Origin of the sequence: Azospirillum sp. 11R-A (assembly GCF_049472615.1) — a bacterium.
Lineage (GTDB): Bacteria > Pseudomonadota > Alphaproteobacteria > Azospirillales > Azospirillaceae > Azospirillum > Azospirillum palustre.
In genome coordinates, this window is the sequence record NZ_JBCEBL010000013.1 from 1 (window position 1) to 22,743 (window position 22,743).

Below are 22,743 nucleotides of genomic sequence, written 5' to 3' on the forward strand. Positions count from 1 at the left end.
ATCCCCCCAACGGCCGCTTTCTCTTCAACCGGAGAGAATCACGACTGGTCAGCACAGCACAGCCTTTTTCCGCGGCCTGCTAGAGTGAGGGGGACGCGGGGCGGGGATTCTCGAAAGGGCACGGCAGGCATAGCGCATCCGCCCGACGCGCTGTTGAGCGCGCTTCGGCCGATCTGCTAGAGACTCGAGGACCATGAAGAAAGCAGCGCCGAAGCGGCGCGGCGGGTCGCCGCGCATCACCCATCCCGACCAGTTCGATCTGCTCGACGTGCCCGAGCCGACGGCGGTCATGATCACCTATTCGGGGCGCACCGTCGATCTGGAGAACCCGGACTTCGGCCCCTTCGACATCGAGGACATCGCCCGCCCGCTGGCCTACCAGTGCCGGTTCGTCGGCAACACCCAGCGCTTCTTCAGCGTGGCCCAGCATTGCGTGCTGGCCAGCCGGCTGGCGCCGGACGGCTACGCCTACGACGCGCTGATGCATGACAGCGAAGAGGCCTTCACCGGCGACTGGCCGACGCCGTGGAAGGTGCGGATCGGCCGCGACGCCATCCGGCAGGCGGTGGAGCCGATCAAGAGCGCACTCGCCCTGCGCTTCGGCTTCCGCCACCCGGAGCCGAAAGCGGTCAAGCTGGCCGACCAGCGGGCGCTGGCGACCGAGCTGCGCGACCTCTGCGCGCCGCACCGCGTCAACTGGCGCGACCTGCCGGACCCCGACGAGGCCGCCATCGTGCCGCTCGGCCCGGAAGAGGCGCTGGCCGACTTCCTGGACCATTACCGGCGGCTGAAGCCGGCCTGAAAGCGTCCGGGCGGTTTCCGGCAAAAGGTCTCAGGCGTGGCCGCCCTGCTCGGCCCGGCGGCCACGGCCGCGCCTGGACGCCGACGCCCCGCTGGACGCCGTGCCGCCGGCAGATGCACCGGCGTCGGCCTGCTGCTCGGCGCAGCGCTCGGCCAGCTCGCGGATGGCGGCCCGGATCTGCGGATCGCGGATGCTCTGGAAATAGCGCGCCAGCATCAGCGCCTCGCGCGATTGCAGGGTGTTCTCCTGCTCCTCGCCGCCGCCGGTGGCATGCACCTCGCCGCCCTCCGCCGCCGCCTGTCGGTTCTCCAGCCCTTCGAAGAAGACGGAGACGGGGACACGGAAGAACTGCCCCAGCTTGAACAGTCGGCTGGAGGACACGCGGTTGAAACCGCGCTCGTACTTCTGCAATTGCTGGAAGGTCAGCCCCAGCGCCGAGGCGACGTCGCTCTGGCTGAGCCCTGCGAGCATGCGCAGTTCCCGCAGGCGCTGGCCGACGAACACATCGACCTCGTTCAGGCCTTCCTTCTTTTCGCGGCCACGCCGTTTCATAGCTCTTCCCCTTCGATCCTGTACTGGTCCCGGCAGCCGATTATTCCCGCTGCCGGCCGTGAGGCCGGTCAGCACCCGCCGGCCGCAAGGCCAGTCGGCACCTGCCGGCCCGAAGGCCGGTCAGCACCCGCCGCAAAGCACCGCCTCCGGCGGCCGAGCCTGGAAACACCTCGCCGGGAAGACGAATCGGCCGATTTCGGGCATGGAATGCAACTCAGCTATGATCGGGTTCTGCCGATGTCAACCTTGGCTGGACCAGATACCTCTTTTGGGCAGGCGTCTGTTCGCGAGAATCGCCCTGTTGGTCATAGGACCGCACTCTTATCGCGCATTGCGCGGTATGATTTTACCGAAAGTCGCGCAATCGGTGTCATGCCGCCCACGCCGCGGTTCGGCTGCGGCATTGTGACCCAGAGTTGCAGAAGACGCTGTGGCGGCGCGGTCGCAGGGCTGCAACATTTGCGGGGCACTAGGCATATTTTGCCGGGCGCCCGGCAAAAACTGCCGCCGATTAACCCTCTCTTCATCAAGACGCCGCAGCATGCCCCAACGTAGGCAAGCCCGGCGCGGAACTTGCACAAACCGTCTCGCAATCGCGAACGGAGACTGTGTGGAGACCATGCCGGAAAGACTTCCGATCGGGGACCGCGCGTGAACAACCTGCTGCAGACCTTGCGCAATCTCGGGCCCGCCCGCCTCGCGGCGATCGGCGGCGTCGGGCTCTTGCTGATCGGATTCTTCGTCTATCTGACCACCCGGCTCTCCACACCGGAGATGGAACTTCTCTATTCCGAACTCCAGCAGACGGAAGCGGCGGCCATCGCCAAGAAGCTGGACGAGGCGAAGGTCCCCTACACCGTCGACAAGTCCGGCACCAAGATCATGGTCCCGGCCGATCAGGTCGGGCCGATGCGCATGCGCATGGCGGCCCAGGGCCTGCCGTCCGGCGGTTCGGTCGGCTACGAGCTGTTCGACAAGGGCGAAGGCTTCGGCGCCACCAGCTTCATGCAGAACATCAACCACCTGCGCGCGCTGGAAGGCGAGATGGCGCGCACGGTGCAGACGCTGAACGGCGTGCAGCAGGCCCGCGTCCATCTGGTGCTGCCCAAGCGCGAGCTGTTCGCCCGCCAGCAGAACCCGGCGACCGCCAGCGTCTTCCTGAAGCTGCGCCCCGGCACCCAGCTGAGTCGTGAGAACATCCAGGCGATCCAGCAGCTGATTGCCGCCTCGGTGCCGAACCTCGACCCCGGCCGCATCTCCATCGTCGACGACAAGGGCAAGCTGCTGGCCCGCGGCACCGGCAACGACAGCGCCGAGGCGATGGCGGCCAACGCGGACGAGAAGAAGCAGGCCTATGAGGGCCGGCTGGCCCGCACCGTCGAGGATCTGCTGGGCCGCACGCTGGGCTACGGCAAGGTCCGGGCGGAGGTGTCCGCCGACCTCGACTTCGACCGCATCACCACCCAGTCGGAAATCTTCGATCCGGAAAGCCAGGTCGTCCGCTCCACCCAGACGGTGGCCGAGTCGAGCGAAAGCAGCGACCGCGACCCGCTGGCCCCGGTGACGGTGGACCAGAACCTGCCGACGGCGCAGGCGAGCAGCAGCGCCAGCCCGCTGTCCTCGAACAAGTCGAACCGCAACGAAGAGACGATCAACTACGAGATCACCAAGACCACCAAGTCGCATGTCCGCGAGGCCGGCCAGGTCCGCCGCCTGTCGGTGGCCGTGCTGGTGGACGGCACCTACCAGCTCTCCAAGGACGCGCCGCCGGCCTACCAGCCGCGCAGCGAGCAGGAGATCGAGAGCATCAAGGCGCTGGTGCGGTCCGCCGTCGGGCTGGACGCCGTGCGCGGCGACTCGCTGGAGGTGATCAACATGCGCTTCTGGTCGCCCGAGGACGACATCCAGAAGCCCGAAGAGCTGTTCATGGGCATGACCAAGGACGACCTGTTCCGCATCGCGGAGATGGTGGTCCTGGGCATCGTCGCCGTCCTCATCATCCTGCTGGTCATCCGCCCGCTGATCTCCCGCGCCTTCGAGAAGGCGGAGATGCAGGAGGAGGACGAGATGGACCGCCTGCTGACCGATCAGGCCGGCATGCCGGCCGCGCTCGCCGCCCCCACCGGCGCGCTGGCCCAGGATCTGGCGCTGGAGGCGGCGCAGGCCGACGAGGAGCTGGAGCAGATGATCGACATCAACCGGGTGGAGGGCCGCGTCCGCGCGTCCTCCCTGCGCAAGGTCGGCGAGATCGTCGACAAGCATCCGGAAGAAGCGGTCTCCATCCTGCGCAACTGGCTGTATCAGGAGAGCTGAGCGATGCCGGCCTCCAAACCCACACTGGCTGAAACCCAATTGTCCGAAGGGGGATCGCGGCGATGAGCGTGCGCAAATTCCTCTTCGACGAGTCCTTCGACGTGGACGCCGTCCCCCGCATGACCCATGTGGAGGATGACGACCTGCTGCCCGAGGACGAGCTGTCGGCCATGCCGGAGCCCGAGCCGGAACCGGAGCTGCCGCCGGCCCCGACTTTCGGCGAGGCGGAGCTGGCCGCCGCCCGCGCCCAGGGCTATGACGAGGGCATGGCCGCCGGCAAGTCCGAAGGGACCGCGGCGGGCTATGGCAAGGGCTTCACCGACGGCATGGCCGCCGGCCAGAACACCGGGTACGAGCGCGGCAAGACGGAGATCGAGGCGACGGTGAACGCCCGCATCGCCAACGCGCTCTCCCAGATCGCCGACGGGGTGGCCCATCTGCTGGCGGCGCACGAGGCGGGCAACGCCGCGCGCAGCGAACAGCCGGTCCATCTGGCGCTCGCCATCGTCCGCAAGCTGTTGCCCGAATGGGCGCGGCGCGGCGGCATGGTCGAGGTGGAGGGAATGGTCCGCGCCTGCCTGACCGACCTGATCGACGAGCCGCGGCTGGTCATCCGGGTGGCGGAGGACACGATGGGGCTGGTGCGCGACCATCTCGACGAGACGGTGGGATCGCGCGGCTTCGGGGCGAAGCTGATGGTGATCGGCGATCCGTCGGTCGCTCCCGGCGGCTGCCGCATCGAATGGGCCGAAGGCGGCGTGGAGCGGGACACCGCCCAGCTGCTGGACGAAATCGAACGCCGCGCGGCGCACATGCTGGAGGCTCCGGCCCCCGTCTAAGGGGTGACCGGAATGAAGGAGGTCCGAGACCGACATGCCGAGCGACAATTTCTCGCTGAACGATCTGCACGGCGGCGATGGCGACGACTACGCCAGCCCTGGAATCACCAAGGACCTGGAGGCGGTGTACGACATCCCCGTCCAGATCTCCGCAGTGCTGGGCAAGTCGACCATGCAGGTGGCGCAGCTGCTGAAGCTGGGCCGCGGCGCCGTGGTGGAGCTGGACCGCAAGGTCGGCGAGGCCATCGACATCTACGTCAACAACCGTCTGGTCGCCCGCGGCGAGGTGGTGGTGGTGGAAGACCGGCTGGGCGTGACCATGACGGAAATCATCAAGTCGGACCGCGGCTGATGGCGGTGTCGTCCGACACCGGCGGCGCCCGTGCCAAGGCGGCCCAAGGCGGCGGCACCCGTGCCGCGGCGCAGGGCGAGCCGGCGGCGGCAGGCAATCCCACCGGCGCGACAGCGCCGGGGCGGAGCGTGCGGCTGCGCGGCGGGCTGGACGTGGCGACGCTGGTCGGGCTGGCGGCGGCGGCCGGGGTGATCCTGATCGCCATCACCACCGGCGGGTCGGCGCGCGCCTTCCTCGACCCGCCGTCGCTGCTGATCGTGCTGGGCGGGACGCTGGCGGTCACCACCGCCTCCTTCTCGCTGGGCGACGTGGCGGTGGCGTGGAAGAACGCTGCGGCGGTGCTGGTCCACCAGACGCTTGACCCCAAGGGCGTGGCGCGACAGGTCCTGCTGCTGGCCGAGGCCGCCCGCCGGGCCGGGCCGGAAACCCTGCGCAACGTCCTGCCGGAACTGCGCGCCGAACCCTTCCTGCACCGCAGCGTCACCCTGATCACCGAGGGGCTGCCGCCCGACGCCATCGAGCGGATGCTGACCGGCGAGGTCGAGGCGACCGTCGGCGGCCACGGCAAGAGCGCCGGCGTGCTGCGCCGCGCCTCGGAAGTGGCGCCGGCCATGGGGCTGATCGGCACGCTGGTCGGGCTGGTGCAGATGCTGGGCAGCCTGAGCGACCCGTCGGCCATCGGGCCGGCGATGGCGCTGGCTCTGCTGACGACCTTCTACGGGGCCGTGCTCGGCAACGTCGTCCTGTCCCCGCTCGCCGCCAAGGTGGAGCGGGCGGCGGAGGAGGACGCGCTGGTCAAGACCCTCTATACAATCGGCGCCGTGTCCATCGCGCGCCAGGAGAATCCGCGGCGTCTGGAGATGCTCCTGAACGCCGTCCTGCCGCCTGGAAAGCGGATCCAGTATTTCGACCGGGAAGCCCCGAGAGTGGGAGCGTAAGGCTATGCGTCTGCTGATCGTTGGAACGTTGGAAGGCTACATCACCGCCGCCGGCAAGATCGCCATGAAGCGGGGGGCCAAGGTGTCGCACACCGACAGCATCGAAGGGGCGCTGACCGCCTTGCGTGCCGCCGCCGGTGCCGATCTGGTGATGATCGACGTCAAGCTGGACATCGCGACCTTCATCGACAGCCTGAAGTCGGAGCGCATCACCATACCGGTGGTCGCCTGCGGCATCGGCACCGATGCGGCCGCCGCCGTGCGCGCCATCCGCGCCGGCGCCAAGGAGTATCTGCCGCTGCCGCCCAATGCCGAGCTGATCGCCGCGGTGCTGGAGGCGGTGGCCGAGGAAAGCCACTCCATCGTGTGCAGCGACCCGGCGATGCTGGCGACGCTGCGCCTTGCCGAGCAGGTGGCGCCCAGCGACGCCTCGGTGATGATCACCGGCGAGAGCGGCACCGGCAAGGAGCTGATGGCCCGCTTCATCCACCGCAAGAGCCGGCGCTCCGGCGAGCCGTTCGTCGCGGTGAACTGCGCCGCCATCCCGGAGAATTTGCTGGAATCGGAGCTGTTCGGCCACGAGAAGGGCGCCTTCACCGGCGCCGTCGCCCGGCGGCTCGGCAAGTTCGAGGAAGCGAACAACGGCACCCTGCTGCTGGACGAGCTGTCGGAGATGCACCCCAGGCTCCAGGCCAAGCTGCTGCGCGCCATCCAGGAGAAGGAGATCGACCGCATCGGCTCCAGCCAGCCGGTGAGGGTCAATGTCCGCCTGATCGCCACCTCCAACCGCAACCTGGAGGCGGAGGTCCGCTCCGGCAACTTCCGCGAGGATCTGTATTTCCGCCTGAACGTGTTCAGCGTGGCGATCCCCAGCTTGCGCGAGCGCCCGGCCGACATCCCGATGATCGCCGAGCATTTCCTGAAAAAATATGCGGAGGCCAACGGTCTGGGCGACAAGCGCCTGACCGAGGACGCCATGCTGATGCTGAAGACGCATCACTGGCGCGGCAACGTGCGCGAGCTGGAAAACACCATGCACCGCGCCGTCCTGCTGTCGCGCGGCGAAGAGGTCGGGCCGGAAGCGATCATGCTGACCAGCAAGATGCTGGCCCCGGAAGGCAGCGCCCAGGCCTCCATCCCGTCGGATTCGCCGGTCGCCAACCCGTTCGCCGGTCCCGGCGGCACGGTTCCGGCCGCCGCCAGCCAGCCGGCCGTGCCGCCGCAGGGTGCCGTTCCAAACAGCAGCTATGGGGCGACCGGCTACGGCCCGCCCAAGGGCGGCAAGCCCGGCCCCTACGGCATGGCCGCCAACAGCAGCGCCGCGGCTGCCGCCAACGCGGGCACCAGCGGCGCCGGTCTGGCCGCGCTGATCGGCCGCACGGTGGCCGACGTCGAGCGCGACCTGATCCTGGAGACGCTGACCCACTGCCTGGGCAACCGCACCCACGCCGCCAACATCCTGGGCATCTCGATCCGCACGCTGCGCAACAAACTGAAGCAGTATGGCGACGAGGGCCGCAGCGTGCCGACCCCGGGCAACGACGAACGGGCGACGGCCTGATCCCCCGTCCGGGACCGGGACCTTGAGCGGCGGGAGCATCCATGGCGCTGACGGAGCATAATGGCGGCGGCGGGGGCGGCGGTCCCGGCAACATGGCCGCCTTCGGCGAGATGTGGGCGGTCACCAAGGCGTCGCTGAAGCGCGGCGACGTGGCGATGGCCATCGGCATCCTGATCGTCGTGGTCGGGCTGATCATGCCGCTGCCCGCCGTCATGCTCGACATGATGCTGGGGCTGAACGTCACCATCTCCATCCTGATCCTGATGGTGGTGCTGTTCATCGAGAAGCCGCTCCAGCTGTCGTCCTACCCGACGATCCTGCTGATCACCACGCTGCTGCGCCTGTCGCTGAACATGGCCTCGACGCGCCTGATCCTGACGCAGGGGCATGAGGGGACGTCGGCCGCCGGCCATGTGATCGAGGCCTTCGCCAGCCTCGTCATGGGCGGCGATTTCGTCATCGGCGTGATCATCTACGCCATCCTGACCATCGTGAACTTCAAGGTCATCACCGCCGGTTCGGGCCGCATCGCCGAAGTGGCGGCGCGCTTCACCCTCGACGCCATGCCCGGCAAGCAGATGGCCATCGACGCCGACCTGTCGGCCGGCATGATCGAGGAAAGCACGGCCCGCGCCCGCCGCAAGGAGCTGGAGGACGAAAGCGCCTTCTTCGGCTCGATGGACGGTGCGTCGAAGTTCGTGAAGGGCGACGCGGTCGCCGGCCTGATGATCATGTTCATCAACATCATCGGCGGCGTGACCATCGCGGTGCTGCGCCACGACATGCCGGTGATGACGGCGCTGGACACCTTCACCAAGCTGACCATCGGCGACGGCCTGGTGTCGCAGATCCCGGCGCTGGTGATCTCGATCTCCGCCGGCTTCCTGGTGTCGAAGGCCGGCATGGGCGGCTCCACCGACAAGGCGGTGGTGGGCCAGCTGACCGGGCACAGCCAGGCGCTGGCGCTGTCGGCCGGCGCCGTCGGCGTGCTGGCCCTGCTGCCGGGCATGCCGATCCTGACGCTGGCCCCGGTCATCGGCATCGTGGGCTTCGCCGCCTGGTACATGCCGCGCCTGCGCGCCAAGAAGGAGGCGGAAGAGGCCGCGGCGGCGGAGGAAGCGGCGGCGGCCGGGGCGGGCCCCGGCGGCATGCCGGGGGCCGGGCCGGCGCCGGACGAACCGATCGCCACCGCGCTCGCCATCGACCTGATCCGGCTGGAGCTGGGCTACGGCCTGCTGTCGCTGATCAACCAGCCCCAGGCGGGCAGCCACCGGCTGACCGACCAGATCAAGGGGCTGCGCCGGCAGATCGCCGGCGAGGTCGGCTTCGTCATGCCGGCGGTGCGCATCCAGGACAACCTCCAGCTTCCGCCCAACACCTACATCATCCGCATCAAGGAGATCGAGGCCGGGCGCGGCGACATCCGGCCCAACATGCTGTTGGTGATGGACCCGCGCGGCGACGCCATGAGCCTGCCCGGCGAGCAGACGGTGGAGCCGACCTTCGGCCTGCCCGCCATCTGGATCGAGCCGGGATACCGCGAGGAGGCTCTGTTCAAGGGCTACACCGTGGTCGATCCGTCGACCGTGGTCACCACCCACCTGACCGAGCTGATCAAGGACAACATGCCGGAGCTGCTGTCCTTCACCGAGACGCAGAAGCTGCTGGACGAGACCGACAAGGAACACCAGAAGCTGATCGCCGACGTGGTGCCCGGACAGATCACTGTGGGCGGCCTGCAACGGGTGTTGCAGAATCTCCTTGCCGAACGGGTTTCGATCCGGGATCTTCCCACGATATTGGAAGGGGTATCCGAAGCGACCAGCCAGACCCGCAGCATCACCCAGATCACCGAGCATGTGCGGTCCCGCCTTGCCCGGCAGATCTGCGACGCGAACACCAACGAGATGGGCTTCATCCCGCTCGTCACCCTGTCGCCCGAATGGGAGCAGGGCTTCGCGGAATCGCTGGTGGGCGACGGCGACGACCGGCAGCTGACGATGGCCCCGTCCCGCCTGCAGCAGTTCATCACCTCCGTCCGCCAAACCTTCGAGCGACATGCCATGATGGGCGAGAGCCCCGTTCTATTGACCAGCCCGCTGATCCGTCCGTTCGTCCGCTCGATCGTCGAGCGGTTCCGGCCGGCGACCGTGGTCATGTCGCAGAACGAGATCCACCCGAAGGCCCGCATCAAGACGCTGGGGCAGATCTGATGGTGCGCGGCGTTCCCATCCCCTTAGCTGACGGAAGGCGCTGCCGATGCGGCTAAAGTCCTTCCACGCCAAGACCATGTCCGACGCCATGCGGATGGTGCGCCAGTCGCTGGGCGACGACGCCATCATCGTCGCCACGCGCGAGGAGGAAGGCGGCGGCGTGCGCGTGACGGCGGCGGTGGAAGAGGACGACCTGCCGCCGGCCCCGGCATCCGGTTCCGCGCGCGGCGGCCGCGGCAGGGCGCCGGCCAGGCCGGTCGAACCCGAGATCGACGTGGGCGAGGTGGTGGCCGACGCCCTGCAACGCCACGGCGTGCCGGCGTCGCTGGCCGAACAGCTGATCGACGCGGCCTCCGGGCTGGACACCGAGGATCCGCGGCTGGCCCTGGGCTCGGCGCTCGATTCCTATTTCACCTTCAACCCGCTGCCCGACGGCCGGTCGCCGGTGAAGCCGCTGGCGCTGGTCGGCCCGCCGGGGTCCGGCAAGACGCTGGTCGCGGCCAAGCTGGCGGCGCGGGCCGTCTTCCGGAAATGCTCGGTCGGCGTCATCACCACCGACACGGTGCGGGCCGGCGGCGTCGACCAGCTGGCCGCCTTCACCCGGCTGATGAAGCTGAAGCTGGCGACGGTGGAGGATCCCGACGCGCTGGCCGGCGCCTTCGAGGTGCATCGCCGGACCGATCTGGTCCTGGTCGATACCGCCGGGCGCAACCCGTTCGATGCCGAGGACATGCAGGATCTGCGCGCCATGCTGTCCGCCGGCGAGGTGGAGCCGATCCTGGTCCTGCCCGCCGGGCTCGACGCGCTGGAGGCCGCCGACATGGCGATGGCCTTCAAGGCGGTCGGCGTGCGGCGCATGCTGGTCACCCGGCTGGACATTGCGCGCCGGCTGGGCAGCGTCCTTGCCATCGCCGCGCGGGCCCGGCTGTCCTTCTGCGACGCCAGCATCTCGTCCAAGGTGGCGGAGGGGCTGACCGCGCTGAACCCGCTGGCGCTCGCCCGCATGATGATCCCGGCCGAGGAGAAGGCGCCCGCCGTCAAGGAATCGGCGCCGCGCCGCTCCGCCCGGAGCACAGGCTGGGACGAGGACGACGACGAGGGCCATCAGGACCACGAGCCGGACCGCACCCCCGAGCGCAAGCCGAGCTTCGGGCGGGGGTATGAGGCTGAGGATCTGGAGGATGGGGAACCGGAGATCGAGCCGGCACCGCCGCCGCCACCACCGCGCAGGGCCGCCGCGGCGGCCAAGCCAACGAAACCCGCAACCGCAAAACCCGCAACCAAGGCTAAAGCCGCCAGTTCCCCCTCGTCGAGGACCCTGCCATGACCGATCCGGTGTTCCCGGCCGCCCTAAAGAACGTTCGCCCGCTGCGCGGCGCCAACGTCATCGCCGTGGCCAGTGGAAAGGGCGGCGTCGGCAAGACGTGGTTCTCGATCACGCTCAGCCACGCCCTGACCAAGGCGGGCATGAACACCCTGCTGTTCGACGGCGATCTCGGGCTCGCCAACGTCGACATCCAGCTGGGATTCTCGCCCAAGAACGATCTGGGCGCCGTCATCAACGGCGAGGTGACGCTGGCCAAAGCGGCGCAGCGCTTCACCGACACCGGCTTCGACATCATCGCCGGCCGTTCGGGCTCGGGCACGCTGGCGCAGCTGCCGAGCCAGCGCCTGTCGTCCTTGCGCAACGACCTGCTGGAGCTGGCGCGGAGCTATGACCGGGTGGTGATGGACATGGGCGCCGGCGTCGACCGCACGGTGCGCACCCTGTCGGGTCCGGCCGGCATCACGCTGGTGGTGACGACGGACGAGCCGACCTCGCTGACCGACGCCTATGCCTTCATCAAGCTGACCCATGCCACCAACCCGTCGGCCGACCTGCGGATCGTGGTGAACATGGCGCAGAGCGTGAAGGACGGCGAGCGGACCTACGGCACCATCCTGAAGGCCTGCCAGAACTTCCTGAAATACAAGCCGGCGCTGGCGGGCATCATCCGCCGCGACCTGAAGGTGCGCGACGCCATCCGCAACCAGACCCCGCTGCTGACCCGCTCGCCCGCCAGCGACGCGGCCCGCGACGTCGAGGCCATCGTGCAGCGGCTGCTCGCCAGCGCCCGGTAACCGGCCGGGACGGGCGGGCATGGGCGGGGCGATCCCACCGTCGGTCACGCCGGCCGCCGCCACCGCCGCGGCAGCCCCCGCCGCGCCCGCCCCCGTCACGGCCGAGGCCACGGTCGTCCAGCTTCCCGAACGGCTGCCGGAGGTCACCCGCCCGGTGGTGCTGACCGGCACCGTCGCCGGCCAGACGCCGGAGGGGTTGACCCGCGTGCGCACCGCGGCGGGCGAACTGCTGCTCGACAGCGCGGTGGAGCTGCCGCCGGACAAGCCGGTCACCGTGCAGCTGACCCCCGGCAGCGCGGCCCCGACGGGCGCCCCGGCCACGGCGCTGCCGGGCAAGCCGACGGCGCTGATCCTGCTGCAATCGCTGGCGAGCCCGGCCACGCCGCAAAACGCCGGGCAGGCTGGCGGAGCGGCACCGACCCCGGCGGCGGGCAGCGGCGCCACGCCCGCCGTGCTGCTGCCCACCCCGACGCCGACCATCGTCCCGACCACCCTGCCGCCGCTGCTGCCGGGCACCGTCGTGCCGGCGCTGGTGCTGGCCGGCGGGTCGGGCGCCAAGCTGCCGACCGCCGCCGCGCCCCCGGCGCAGCCGGCACCCACGGCACCGGCCCCCGCCGCCCCAGCCGGGACCGCGAAGCCGGAGGCTCCGGCCGCCGGGACGCCCGCCGCGGCGACGGCCGGACCCTCCACGCCCGCCCCGACCATGGGCGGCGGCAGCGCCACCTTCGGCACGCCGGTCCAGTTGGGCGGCAACGCGGCCCATCCCGGCGCCGAGACGCCGACGGCACCCACTCCGCCCGGCTCCAACGCATCGGGCTCGACCCCACCGGGGGAAGCCGGCGGCAATCCCGAACCGCCCGACCTGCCGCGCGGCGCCACGGTGGCGCTGAAGATCCTGACGATCACCCCGCCGCCGCAACAGCCCCAACAGCCGGGTAATCCGGGGGCCGGCAATCCGGAGGCCAACGGGCGCAATCAGCAGGCGGGCAGCCAATCCGGCCAGCAGGCAGGCGGGCAGGCCGCCGCTCTGCCGACGCCGCAGGCCGACGAGCCGGCCCTGCCGCCCGACACCCCCATCCTGCGCGGCACGGTGGCCGGCAGCACGCCGCAGGGCCAGCCGATCCTGGCGACCAAACAGGGCATGCTGGCGCTGAACGTTCCGGCCAGCCTGCCGCAGGGGGCCACGGTGACGGCGGCGCTGGCCGACCTCGCCCGCGCCACCCAGGCAGCGGCCCCCACCCTGCCCGGCCCGCCGGGACCGCTAGACGGGCGCGACTGGCCGGCGATGCGGCAGCTGATGGCGACGCTGGCGGCGGCCGATCCGGCGGCGGCCAAGGGGATGCTGGCGACGATGCCGCAGCCGAACCGCAAGCTGACCGCGGCGCTGGGCTTCTTCCTGTCGGCGATGCGCGGCGGCGACGCGCAGGGCTGGCTGGGCGACGATGCCGCCTCCGCCCTCGACAAGGCGGGGCGGCGCGACCTGCTGGAGCGGCTGGAGAAGGATTTCGACGGGCTGCGCCGCGAGGCGGCGGAACCGCTGCCGGGCGACTGGCGCAGCTACACCATCCCGCTGATGGACGCGAACGGGCCGAAGCCGATCAGGCTGCATGTCCACCCGTTGCAGGAGGACGAGGAAAGCGGCGGCGGCGAGCGGTCGAAGCCCGGCAGCCGCTTCGTCATCGACCTCGACCTCAGCCGGTTCGGGCCGATGCAGCTGGACGGTCTGGTGCGGCCCAACCATTTCGACCTGATCCTGCGCAGCCATGCCGCCCTGCCTCCGGAGCTGCGGGTGGAGCTGATCCAGATTTTCGCCGACAGCGTGCGCGCCGTCGGCTACACCGGCGGCCTGTCCTTCCAGTCGGGCGCGCGTAGCTGGGTGAAGCTGACCCGCGCCGGCCAAGCCGGGCTGGGGGTGTCGGCATGAGGCGGGAGCGGCTGTCCACCCGCCCTTCCCCCGACGCCCGCCACGATTTCCTGGTGGAGCTGCGCGGCGAACCGCTGCCGGGGGTGCGGCTGACCCTGCGGCTGGTGCCCGACCTGCTGGTGCCCGATCCGGCGTCGGTCGTGGCCTATCTGGCGGAGTTCGCCGGCTTTGGCGACGGGCTGGAGGCGCTGGCCGTCGCCATTCTGGACGACATCAACAACGAGCTGGTGCCGCGCTGGGTCGAGGTGACGGTGGAGGGCGACGCCCCCCTGCCCCACCGCGTGGTGATCGAGGACCGGCAGCCGACCTGGGACAACCCGTCGCTGCTGGGGCGGCTGCGCCGGCTCTGACAAGGGGGGCATACTATCGAGCGTAAAGCCTGACACATCAGGCTTTACGCTCCCCCTCAATCGGCGGGCGCGACCATCCGGCCGCTTGCCTTCGCAGGCATGGGCCTGCGGGGCCGCGGTCGCGGCCCTTACCGCCGAGCATAAGTCAGGACTTATGCTCGGCGGTATCAGTCGTCCTCATAGAGCCCCTGCGCCGCGGTGCGGTGGCAGGCCTCGCAGTTGCTTTTGGCGGCGACCGTCCTGCGGCTCCAGATCGACGGGTCGAAATCGTGCTTGCGCAGCCACCAGCGCTGTTCGGTGATGCGGATCAGACGGCCGTCGCCGCTTCCGGCAGTCTGCGTCAGATAGCTGCGGATGGCCGCGGCGGTGTCGGCCGGCAGGCTGGCATTCTCGCCGAAATGGTTTTGAAGGCCGTCCATGATGCGGTTCCAGGACGCCGCCGGCAGCAGGCCGGGCTGAAAGGCCATGTGGCACTCGCCGCATTCCTTCCGGGTGGCGGCATCGGTGACGGGGGGCACCCGCTCGAACTCGCCGGCCGTTGCCGGTCCGGCGGTCAGGGCCAGCAGGGTGAGGGCGGCGAAGGCGGCGAGCTTGCGGGATTTTGGGTCGGAACGCATCGGCTGCTCCCTATCGGTTCGACAGAAAGGTAATGAAGTCGCCCTTCTCCCGCGCGGTGCAGGCGCGGCCGAGGACGTTGATGCAGTCGCGCCCGAACCGCTTCTCGACCTCGGCGGGGTCGGTGAAGCGCTTGGGATTGGCGGACACCGCCATCGGCAGGATGTCGCGGCCGGTCTTGTAATGGCGGCCGGTCCCGGCGGGGTCGCGGGTGTGGCAACTGGCACAGGCGGGGGTGTCGGCCACCGTGCCGCCGGCATGCGGGCCGAGATACAGCGCCTGCCCGCGCTCCGCCGAGAAGCCGGTGAAGTCGGGCGCCTTGGCCTGGGCGGCGTAGCCGTCGAGGATGCGGGCACGTTCCGGATTTTGGGCCGGATTTTGGGCCGGATCGCCCGACGCCGCCAGCGCGACGCCGGTGCCGAACGCCACAGTGGCGGCGAGAAGAAGGATCGTCTTCATGGGATCATCCGGTTGGTCGGGGTTGAACGCCACGCCGTCCAGCGCGATGCAAGGCCGGGCGGCAACCGCTTCAGGCCATGCAGCGCGAACACCAGGGCGATGTGCGCCAGGATCAGCGGGAGGGAGGCCTCGCCGATCTCCTTGTGCAGATGCTCGACCGTGACGAAGAAATCGGCGACGGCACCGCTCGCCGCCGCCAGCCCGACCCCGGCCAGAAGGGCGGCGGCCATCCAGGCGGTCAGCGGGCTGCGTTCCGTCCGGGCCTTCGCGTCACCGGCGAACAGCCGCCCGAGCCATGCCGTCACCGCCCTGGCGGAAGGCCGGGGCAGGCGCAGCGGGCTTCCCGCCGGAGCCAGCAGGCCGGCCCCGACGCGCAGGAGGATGGCGGCGAGGACGGCATAGCCGGCGAAGACATGCATGCCGTAGCTGTCCTCGTCGCCGGTCAGGTAGGCGACGATGAAGGCGCCCGAGACGGTGGCGTGGAAGGCCAGCAGCGCGGTCATCTCGGCGGCACTTGGCTTGCGGGCGGACATGGCGGTCTCCGTTCTCGTATGAGGTCAGTCGCCGTTGCCGGTGGTCAGCAGGGCGACGATGCCCGCGGCGCCGTCCGCCCTGGCCTGATAAGCGGCGGCGAGAGCGCCGATGACCAGGGCGGTGAGCAGGGTGTGGAGGATCATCCTCTTCAGCATGGCGACCCCCGCTCAGTCGTCGTCGCGGTCGCCGTGCCGGCGCTGTCCATGGCCCTTCTCATCGCCGTGGCGGCGGCCTTCCTGCATCCGCAGGGCGTCGCGGCCGAAGGCGGTGCCGTCCTGGCGGATGATCTGACCGGCCTGGATCGCGCCCTGGCTGACGCCGCCAACCACGGTGATCTGGTCGCCGGACTGGATGCCGTCGGGAAGGAAGCCGCGGCTGGCGACATCGATGCGGTCGCGGCCGTCGGTCAGGACGAACCAGTTCGCCGCGACCTTCTCGACCGTGCCGGCGACGGTGCCGCCGCCGGCCTTCGTCACCTCGGCGATGGATTGCGGGCTGGCGGGCTGGACCGCGGCGGCGCGGCGGTGGTCGTCGTCGGCACGGGCGGCACTGGCGCCAAGCGTGGCGGCGAGGAGGGTGGTGAGGAGGGCGGTTTTCAGCATGGCATCACCTGGGGTGTGGGAGGAGCGCCGAAGCGCCCGATGGACCACACCCTGCGCCACCCGGCCTGACCCGAGCCTGAACGGGCCGTTCATCCGCCGTTCAGGCTGGAGACGGCAGAAAGCGCGCATTCAGCGCCGGTTCAGGGATGCGACGATATGCTGGTTCGAACGCGCGTCCCCGATGCGCGATGCTGTCCCCGGCAGAGAGGTCGATCATGAGGACCGGTCCCGCATTGCTCCTTGTTGCCCTGCTCCTTGCGGCAGGACCGGCGGCACAGGCCGGCGACGACCATGAACGCGCCCGCGCCGCCCTGCGCGAGGGCCGCATCCTGCCGCTGGAGCGCATTGTCGAAAGCGCCAGACAGCGGTTCGGCGGCGAGGTGCTCGACGTCGATCTTGAGGACGAGGAGGACGGCTTCCAGTACGAGCTGAAGCTGATCGCGCCGGACGGCCGGATCATGAAGCTCGACTATGACGCCGCCACCGGGGAGCTGCTGCGAAGCAGGGGCCGCCACCAGTCCCACGGCGGGAGGAGATAACAGCATGCGCGTGCTGGTCGTCGAGGACACCGCCGAACTGGCCCGGCAGCTGAAACAGCGGCTGGAAGGCGAAGGCTATGCGGTGGACACCGCCGCCGATGGCGAGGAGGGCCGCTTCCTGGGCGAGACCGAGCCCTATGACGCGGCGATCCTCGATCTTGGCCTGCCGAAGATCGACGGGCTGACGGTGCTGCGCTCGTGGCGGCGGGCGGGGGTGGCCGTGCCGGTGCTGATCCTGACCGCGCGCGATGCCTGGAACGAGAAGGTGCAGGGCATCGATGCCGGCGCCGACGATTACCTGGCGAAGCCCTTCAGCATGGAGGAGCTGCTGGCCCGCATCCGCGCGCTGATCCGCCGCGCCAAGGGCCATGCCAGCGCCGAGATCGCCTGCGGCCCCGTGGTGCTCGACACCCGGACCGGGCGGGTCACGGTGGATGGCCAGCCGGTCGAGCTGACCGCCTTCGAATACCGGGTGCTGTCCTACCTGATGCACCGCAAGGGGCAGACGGTGTCGCGCACCGAGCTGACCGAACATGTCTACGCCCAGGATTTCGACCGAGATTCCAACACCATCGAGGTCTTCGTCGGCCGCCTGCGCCGCAAGCTGGGGGTGGACGTGATCCGGACGGTGCGCGGGCTGGGCTATCGCGCGGACGAGCCCTGAGGGAAAGGCTGGGGAGCAGGTCATGGGATGGATGGAGTCGCTGCGCTTCCGCCTGCTGGCCGGTGCCGCCGTGTGGGTGGCGCTGGCGCTGATGCTGGCGGGATGGATCATCGCCGACCTGTTCCAGACCCATGTCCGCCAGCGCTTCGATGCCGAACTGGCCAACCATCTGGAACAGCTGGCCGCGGTGCTGGAGATCGATGCCGACGGCAAGCCGGCGCTGCGCCAGCCGCTCAGCGATCCGCGCTTCCGCCGGCCGCTGTCGGGGCTCTACTGGCAGGTGGGGGAGAGTGAAGCGGCGCCGCTGCGCTCGCGCTCGCTGTGGGACAGCGTCTTGGACCTGCCCGATGACCGGGTGGAGAGCGGCGGGCTGCACCGGCACGACGCCGCCGGTCCGGCCAACCAGTCGCTGATCGTGCTGGAGCGCTTCGTCCTGCTGCCCGAGCGGACGGAGCCGGTCCGCATCGCCGTCGCCGCCGACCGGGCCGAGCTTGCCGGCGTCACCCGCGCCTTCAACGCCACGCTGGCCCTGTCGCTGGCGGTGCTGGCCGCCGCCCTGATCGCCGCGGCGCTGATCCAGGTGCAGATCGGGCTGCGCCCGCTGTCCCGCCTGCGCGGCGAGCTGACCGAGGTGCGCGGAGGCCGCAAGAAGCGCTTCGACGGGACGATGCCGACGGAAATCCGGCCGCTGGTGGAGGATCTGAACGCGCTGCTGGCCCACGCCGAGGAGGTCGTCGGCCGCGGGCGCCTGCAGGCCGGCAATCTGGCCCATGCGCTGAAGACCAACCTCGCCGTGCTGGCGAACGAGGCCGGCGCGCTGGACGAGCGCAACGCGCGCGCGGTGGGGCCGGCGATGGTCCGGCAGGTGGAGCTGATGCGCCGCCACCTCGACCATCATATGGCCCGCGCCCGCGCCGCCGCCGCCCGCGGCGTGCCGGGCGCCGGCACGCCGGTGGCGGACTGCGTCGCGGCGCTGGCGCGGGTGATGCGCAAGCTGCATGCGGCGTCGGCCCCGGAGATCCGCATCGATGTCCCCGCCGGCCTGCTGTTCGCCGGCGAGCGCGAGGATCTGGACGAGATGCTGGGCAACCTGCTGGACAATGCCTGCAAATGGGCGCGCGGCCGGATCGAGGTGACCTGCCGGGCCGAGACCGGCGACATGCTGAGCGTCACGCTCGACGACGACGGCCCCGGCCTGCCCGGCGACAGCAGCGACGCGGCGCTGGAGCCGGGGGTGCGGCTGGACGAAAGCATGCCGGGAACGGGGCTCGGCCTTGCGGTGGTGCGGGATGTGGCCCGGCTCTATGGCGGCGACGTCAGGCTGGACGCCTCGCCGCTGGGCGGGCTGAGGGCAGTGTTGCGTCTGCCGGCGGCTGCGGGATGAGAAGGGGCCGCGGCTGTTGTGATAGGGTGCGGGCACAAAAAATCGCTTTTGAAAGCGGACAGGCCAGATGACCGATGATCTTCGCGCGGTTCGTGACGCTGTGGCGGCGGACGGCTTCTCCTTCGTCGCGGCGGACGCCATGCAGGGAGTGCTCGACGCCGCCGGGCTGCGGGATTGGGAGGGGTTCAGCGCCAGCTGGAACGACCTTGGGCTCGACACCTACATGGCGGACGGCGGGCGCTACCGGCGCCGGCGCCACGCCGCCTTCGCGGTGTCGTCCGGGGACATCCGGCGCAAGCCGCACCAGCCCCATTACCAGAGCCGCGACTACAACCCGCTGAATGGCGGCCTGGAACGCTGGTTCGAGCCGATCACCGAGGCGGTCGCAACCCACCCTGCCCTGGACGCGATCCTGAAGACCTGCTTCGCGCTGTTCGACCCGCTCACCCCCGCCGGCACCAAGCCGGAGGTCTGGCACACCGAGGTCCATCAGTTCCGCATCGAAGCCCGTGCCGGCGAAGCCGGGCGGCCCACCCCGGAAGGCATGCACCGCGACGGCGTGGACTGGGTGCTGGTGATGCTGGTCCGGCGCGAGAACGTCTCCAGCGGCACGACCAGCATCCATGACCTTGCCGGCCGGCCACTCGGCAGCTTCACCCTGCGCCATCCGCTGGAATCGGCGGTGGTGGACGACGCCCAGGTGTTCCACGGCGTGACGCCGGTCGAGCCGACCGATCCGGCGCGCCCGGCTTTCCGGGACGTGCTGGTGGTGACGATGCGGCACGCCTGATGCCGCACACCCGATTGGCCGCGCCGTCACGGCCTTAACCGGAATCCTGCGGCATACTGTCCACAACCGCGTCGGGCACCGGATCCGGTTTGCTTCCAGCGCTAATATATTAGTATAATAATCCCATGAGTTATCCGGTGAGGCCGAGCCATGACCGCGGATCCCTTGGAGACGGCGCTGCTCCTGCGCGTGGTGGTGATCCTGGGGCTGCTGCTTCTCGGTTTCTGCTAACCTCTTCCACAGGGATGCCTGACCATGGCGACCGACCTCAAGCGAGAGACTTACTCCGCCACCATCGACGGCAAGCCGGTGGACCTGTTCACCCTGCGCAACGGGCGCGGCATGGTGGTGCGCATCACCAATTACGGCGCCAAGATCGAGCAGATCCTGGTCCCCGACCGCGACGGCGTGCCGGGCGACGTGGTCCAGGGCTATGACGGGATCGAGGGCGCGATGGGCGGGCAGGCGTCGATGGGCTCCTTCATCGGACGCTATTGCGGGCGCATCCCCGACGGGCGCTTCACCCTGGACGGCGTCGCCCATCAGGCGGCGGTCAACAGCCCGCCCAACACCCTGCATGGCGGCCAGCGCGGCTCGCGCTTCCGCGTCTTCGACGCCCGGCAGCTCGACGAGGCCAGCCTGGAGCTGAGCTATGTCTTCGCGGATGGCGAGGAGGGCTTTCCCGGCACCCTGCCGCTGCGGCTGGTCTATACGGTCGGCGACGACAACGCCCTGACCATCGCCTGGACCGCGGTGGCGACCGACAAGACCACCATCGCCAACTTCACAGACCACACCTTCTTCAACCTGTCGGGCGATCTGGGATCGTCGATCCTCGACCATGTCGCCACCATCCAGGCCGGCCGCTATCTGGCGCTCGGCGATACCGGGGTGCCGACCGGCGAGATGGTGGAGGTCGCCGGCACGCCGCACGACTTCCGCACCCCGGCGGCGCTGGGCGCCCGCATCGACGCCGACGACCGCATGCTGGCGCTCGGCAAGGGCTACGACCTGCATTACGTGACCGACAGGCCGGCGAACGGCGCGGCGCCTGTCCTTCAAGCGCGCTTCCTGCACCCGGCCAGCGGCCGGACGCTGGAGGTGCTGTCCACCGAACCCGGCCTGCAACTCTACACCGGCAATTTCCTGGAGGGCAAAACCCCGCGGGACGTCGGCAAGGGCGGCACGCTCTACACCAAACACAGCGCCTTCTGCGCCGAACCGTCGAAATTCCCCAACGCCGTCAACCTCCCCTCCCTTTGGCCTTCCTTCCCCTCGACCGTGCTGCGTCCCGGCCAATGGACCGCCGGGTCCATCGTCTACCGGTTCGGGGTCGCCTGAGGCGGCGCCGCGCCGCCCGCCCCCAAAGCCCTTCACGGCAAGCGCCCCGCACGGCCGCCCCTTTTCTCCCTCGGAGTCCGTTACGCCATGAGCACCGCCAAGCCGATCCGCCGTTACCGGCAGACGAAAGTCGTCGCCACGCTGGGTCCGTCCTCCTCCTCGCCCGAGATGATCCGCCGCCTGTTCGAGGCCGGCGTCGATGTCTTCCGCCTGAATTTCAGCCATGGCAGCCACCAGGACCATGGTGAGCGCGTCCGCGCCATCCGCGCGCTGGAGGAGGAGACCAGCCGTCCCATCGCCATCATGGCCGACCTCCAGGGGCCGAAGCTGCGGCTGGGCCGCTTCGCCGACGGGCCGGTGACGCTGACCGCCGGCCAGCCCTTCTGCCTCGACCTGCTGGCCGAGCCAGGTGACGCCCGCCGCGTCGGCATGCCCCATCCGGAGATCTTCGCCGCGCTGGTGCCGGATGCCGAGCTGCTGCTCGACGACGGCAAGGTGCGGCTGCGGGTGACCGCCTGCGGCGCCGATTTCGCCGAGACGGTGGTGGTGTCGGGCACGAAGCTGTCGGACCGCAAGGGCGTCAACGTGCCGGGCGTGGTGCTGCCGCTGTCGCCGCTGACGCCCAAGGACCGCGCCGACCTGGACTTCGCCCTCGACCAGGGGGTGGATTGGGTGGCGCTGAGCTTCGTGCAGCGGCCGGAGGATGTGGCGGAGGCGCGCAAGCTGATCGCCGGCCGGGCCGCGCTGCTGTCGAAGCTGGAGAAGCCGCAGGCGATCCAGCATCTCGACCGCATCGTCGAGATGTCGGACGGCGTCATGGTGGCGCGCGGCGACCTAGGCGTGGAGATGCCGCCGGAAGACGTGCCGTCGATCCAGAAGCGGATCATCCGTGCCGCCCGTTCGGCCGGTAAGCCGGTGATCGTCGCCACGCAGATGCTGGAATCGATGATCTCCGCTCCCGCCCCGACCCGCGCCGAGGCGTCCGACGTCGCCACCGCGGTGTTCGACGGCGCCGATGCCGTCATGCTGTCGGCCGAAACCGCGTCCGGCGACTATCCGGTCGAAGCGGTGTCGATCATGGACCGCATCGCCCGGCGGGTGGAGGACGACCCGCTCTACCGCGGCCTGATGGATGCCCAGCATGCCGACCCGGAACAGACGGAAGCGGACGCCATCACCGCCGCCGCCCGTCAGGTCGCCCACACGGTGAAGGCGGCGGCCATCGCCACCTACACCACCAGCGGCTCCACCACCCTGCGGGCGGCGCGCGAGCGGCCGGAGGTGCCGATCCTCTGCCTGACCGAGAGCGCCGCCATCGCCCGCCGGATGGTGCTGGCCTATGGCGTCCACGCCGTGCTGACGGAGGATGTCCAGAGCTTCTCCGACATGGTGCACAAGGCGGCGCGGCTGGCCTATGTGCATGGGCTGGCCGAGGAGGGGCAGCGGCTGGTCATCACCGCTGGCGTGCCGTTCGGCATGCCGGGATCGACCAATATCCTACGAATCGCCTGGGTCGAGGCGCCGAGCCGCCCGGAGCGTGAACGCGAAGCCCGTGCCCGCCAGCCGATGGCCTTCGCCGACGCCTGACCGCATCTTACCTTCCGCCAAACGCCAAGCTTCCGTTTCGTATAAACGGAGGCTTGGCAGAGTACCAAATGCACAGTGTTTCGGCCTGACGCTCTATCGACTCCTATGCTCTTGACACCGGTCAAATAAAGATAGCTTTTTAGCTAACTGCCGGGCATTGACCGGCGCCGCTCGATTCCCGACTGTCGGAGTCGGGGTTTCCCGCTTCTTGAAGCCCAACCGGTGGGATGGGTTATAACGAAGATCGGCGGCGCGAGGGTCGG

23 protein-coding genes are annotated in these 22,743 nt (G+C 70.0%); 17 read left to right on the forward strand and 6 right to left on the reverse strand.

Annotation, left to right across the window (positions count from 1 at the left end; genetic code table 11):
- Window positions 1–193: 193 nt before the first annotated feature.
- Window positions 194–802, forward strand: a complete 609-nt coding sequence (locus VH569_RS18170) for a transcriptional regulator (protein ID WP_376960020.1) — start codon at window positions 194–196, stop codon at window positions 800–802.
- A gap of 30 nt (window positions 803–832) precedes the next feature.
- Here VH569_RS18170 and VH569_RS18175 read toward each other — a convergent pair whose 3' ends face one another.
- Window positions 833–1,354 carry a helix-turn-helix domain-containing protein gene (locus tag VH569_RS18175; RefSeq protein ID WP_423316762.1) on the reverse strand — a complete coding sequence of 174 codons (522 nt, stop codon included), beginning with the start codon at window positions 1,352–1,354 and terminating at the stop codon, window positions 833–835.
- Between the two features lie 651 nt (window positions 1,355–2,005).
- Here VH569_RS18175 and fliF point away from each other — a divergent pair.
- The 10 genes from fliF to VH569_RS18225 all read left to right on the forward strand — a co-directional run bounded on the left by fliF (window position 2,006) and on the right by VH569_RS18225 (window position 13,965).
- Window positions 2,006–3,667, forward strand: coding sequence for a flagellar basal-body MS-ring/collar protein FliF (gene fliF / locus VH569_RS18180; RefSeq protein WP_423316764.1), 1,662 nt, complete (start codon window positions 2,006–2,008; stop codon window positions 3,665–3,667).
- A 62-nt stretch (window positions 3,668–3,729) separates the two neighbouring features.
- A complete protein-coding gene (locus VH569_RS18185; protein ID WP_423316766.1) occupies window positions 3,730–4,506 on the forward strand; it encodes a FliH/SctL family protein in 777 nt (258 codons plus the stop codon).
- Window positions 4,507–4,540: 34 nt separating this feature from the next.
- Window positions 4,541–4,858, forward strand: a complete 318-nt coding sequence (gene fliN, locus VH569_RS18190; RefSeq protein ID WP_098737805.1) for a flagellar motor switch protein FliN — start codon at window positions 4,541–4,543, stop codon at window positions 4,856–4,858.
- A complete protein-coding gene (locus tag VH569_RS18195) occupies window positions 4,858–5,796 on the forward strand; it encodes a motility protein A (protein ID WP_423316768.1) in 939 nt (312 codons plus the stop codon). Before fliN ends, VH569_RS18195 begins: the two co-directional genes overlap by 1 nt.
- 4 nt (window positions 5,797–5,800) lie before the next feature.
- Window positions 5,801–7,357 (forward strand): sigma-54-dependent transcriptional regulator, encoded by a 1,557-nt coding sequence (locus tag VH569_RS18200; protein WP_423316770.1) that lies wholly within the window; start codon window positions 5,801–5,803, stop codon window positions 7,355–7,357.
- A gap of 41 nt (window positions 7,358–7,398) precedes the next feature.
- Window positions 7,399–9,570: a flagellar biosynthesis protein FlhA gene (gene flhA, locus VH569_RS18205; protein ID WP_423316772.1), complete on the forward strand. Its 2,172-nt coding sequence runs from the start codon at window positions 7,399–7,401 to the stop codon at window positions 9,568–9,570.
- A 46-nt stretch (window positions 9,571–9,616) separates the two neighbouring features.
- Window positions 9,617–10,897, forward strand: coding sequence for a GTPase (locus VH569_RS18210; RefSeq protein ID WP_423316774.1), 1,281 nt, complete (start codon window positions 9,617–9,619; stop codon window positions 10,895–10,897).
- Entirely contained in the window at window positions 10,894–11,691 is a 798-nt protein-coding gene (locus VH569_RS18215; protein ID WP_423316776.1) for a MinD/ParA family protein, read from the forward strand. The genes VH569_RS18210 and VH569_RS18215 overlap by 4 nt, the downstream gene beginning before the upstream one ends.
- 19 nt (window positions 11,692–11,710) lie before the next feature.
- Complete coding sequence (locus tag VH569_RS18220; protein WP_423316777.1) at window positions 11,711–13,615, forward strand: hypothetical protein; 1,905 nt, start codon at window positions 11,711–11,713, stop codon at window positions 13,613–13,615.
- On the forward strand, window positions 13,612–13,965 hold the full coding sequence (locus VH569_RS18225; protein ID WP_423316778.1) for a hypothetical protein: 354 nt from the start codon (window positions 13,612–13,614) through the stop codon (window positions 13,963–13,965). Before VH569_RS18220 ends, VH569_RS18225 begins: the two co-directional genes overlap by 4 nt.
- A gap of 167 nt (window positions 13,966–14,132) precedes the next feature.
- On the opposite strand, the gene VH569_RS18230 is transcribed toward VH569_RS18225, so the two are convergent.
- The 5 genes from VH569_RS18230 to VH569_RS18250 are packed head-to-tail and all read right to left on the reverse strand — an operon-like array spanning window position 14,133 to window position 16,175.
- Window positions 14,133–14,582, reverse strand: coding sequence for a cytochrome C (locus VH569_RS18230; protein WP_423316780.1), 450 nt, complete (start codon window positions 14,580–14,582; stop codon window positions 14,133–14,135).
- A gap of 10 nt (window positions 14,583–14,592) precedes the next feature.
- Window positions 14,593–15,039, reverse strand: coding sequence for a DUF1924 domain-containing protein (locus VH569_RS18235; protein WP_423316782.1), 447 nt, complete (start codon window positions 15,037–15,039; stop codon window positions 14,593–14,595).
- A complete protein-coding gene (locus VH569_RS18240; protein WP_423316783.1) occupies window positions 15,036–15,572 on the reverse strand; it encodes a hypothetical protein in 537 nt (178 codons plus the stop codon). The genes VH569_RS18235 and VH569_RS18240 overlap by 4 nt, the downstream gene beginning before the upstream one ends.
- Before the next feature lie 24 nt (window positions 15,573–15,596).
- Window positions 15,597–15,728: a hypothetical protein gene (locus tag VH569_RS18245; protein ID WP_423316785.1), complete on the reverse strand. Its 132-nt coding sequence runs from the start codon at window positions 15,726–15,728 to the stop codon at window positions 15,597–15,599.
- Window positions 15,729–15,740: 12 nt separating this feature from the next.
- Window positions 15,741–16,175 (reverse strand): cytochrome c maturation protein CcmE, encoded by a 435-nt coding sequence (locus VH569_RS18250; RefSeq protein ID WP_423316787.1) that lies wholly within the window; start codon window positions 16,173–16,175, stop codon window positions 15,741–15,743.
- A 215-nt stretch (window positions 16,176–16,390) separates the two neighbouring features.
- Between VH569_RS18250 and VH569_RS18255 the strand changes: the two genes are divergently transcribed.
- The 6 genes from VH569_RS18255 (at window position 16,391) to pyk (ending at window position 22,480) form a co-directional block, all read left to right on the forward strand.
- Window positions 16,391–16,714 carry a PepSY domain-containing protein gene (locus VH569_RS18255; RefSeq protein ID WP_423316789.1) on the forward strand — a complete coding sequence of 108 codons (324 nt, stop codon included), beginning with the start codon at window positions 16,391–16,393 and terminating at the stop codon, window positions 16,712–16,714.
- A 4-nt stretch (window positions 16,715–16,718) separates the two neighbouring features.
- Window positions 16,719–17,378 carry a response regulator gene (locus VH569_RS18260; protein WP_423316791.1) on the forward strand — a complete coding sequence of 220 codons (660 nt, stop codon included), beginning with the start codon at window positions 16,719–16,721 and terminating at the stop codon, window positions 17,376–17,378.
- Between the two features lie 22 nt (window positions 17,379–17,400).
- Window positions 17,401–18,762 carry an ATP-binding protein gene (locus VH569_RS18265; protein ID WP_423316793.1) on the forward strand — a complete coding sequence of 454 codons (1,362 nt, stop codon included), beginning with the start codon at window positions 17,401–17,403 and terminating at the stop codon, window positions 18,760–18,762.
- Window positions 18,763–18,829: 67 nt separating this feature from the next.
- A complete protein-coding gene (locus tag VH569_RS18270; protein ID WP_423316795.1) occupies window positions 18,830–19,552 on the forward strand; it encodes a 2OG-Fe dioxygenase family protein in 723 nt (240 codons plus the stop codon).
- 255 nt (window positions 19,553–19,807) lie between these two features.
- On the forward strand, window positions 19,808–20,893 hold the full coding sequence (locus VH569_RS18275) for an aldose epimerase family protein (RefSeq protein ID WP_423316797.1): 1,086 nt from the start codon (window positions 19,808–19,810) through the stop codon (window positions 20,891–20,893).
- An 87-nt stretch (window positions 20,894–20,980) separates the two neighbouring features.
- The gene (gene pyk, locus VH569_RS18280; RefSeq protein ID WP_423316798.1) at window positions 20,981–22,480 is read left to right on the forward strand and encodes a pyruvate kinase; all 1,500 of its coding nucleotides are present in this window, start codon (window positions 20,981–20,983) and stop codon (window positions 22,478–22,480) included.
- The last annotated feature ends 263 nt before the right edge of the window (window positions 22,481–22,743 follow it).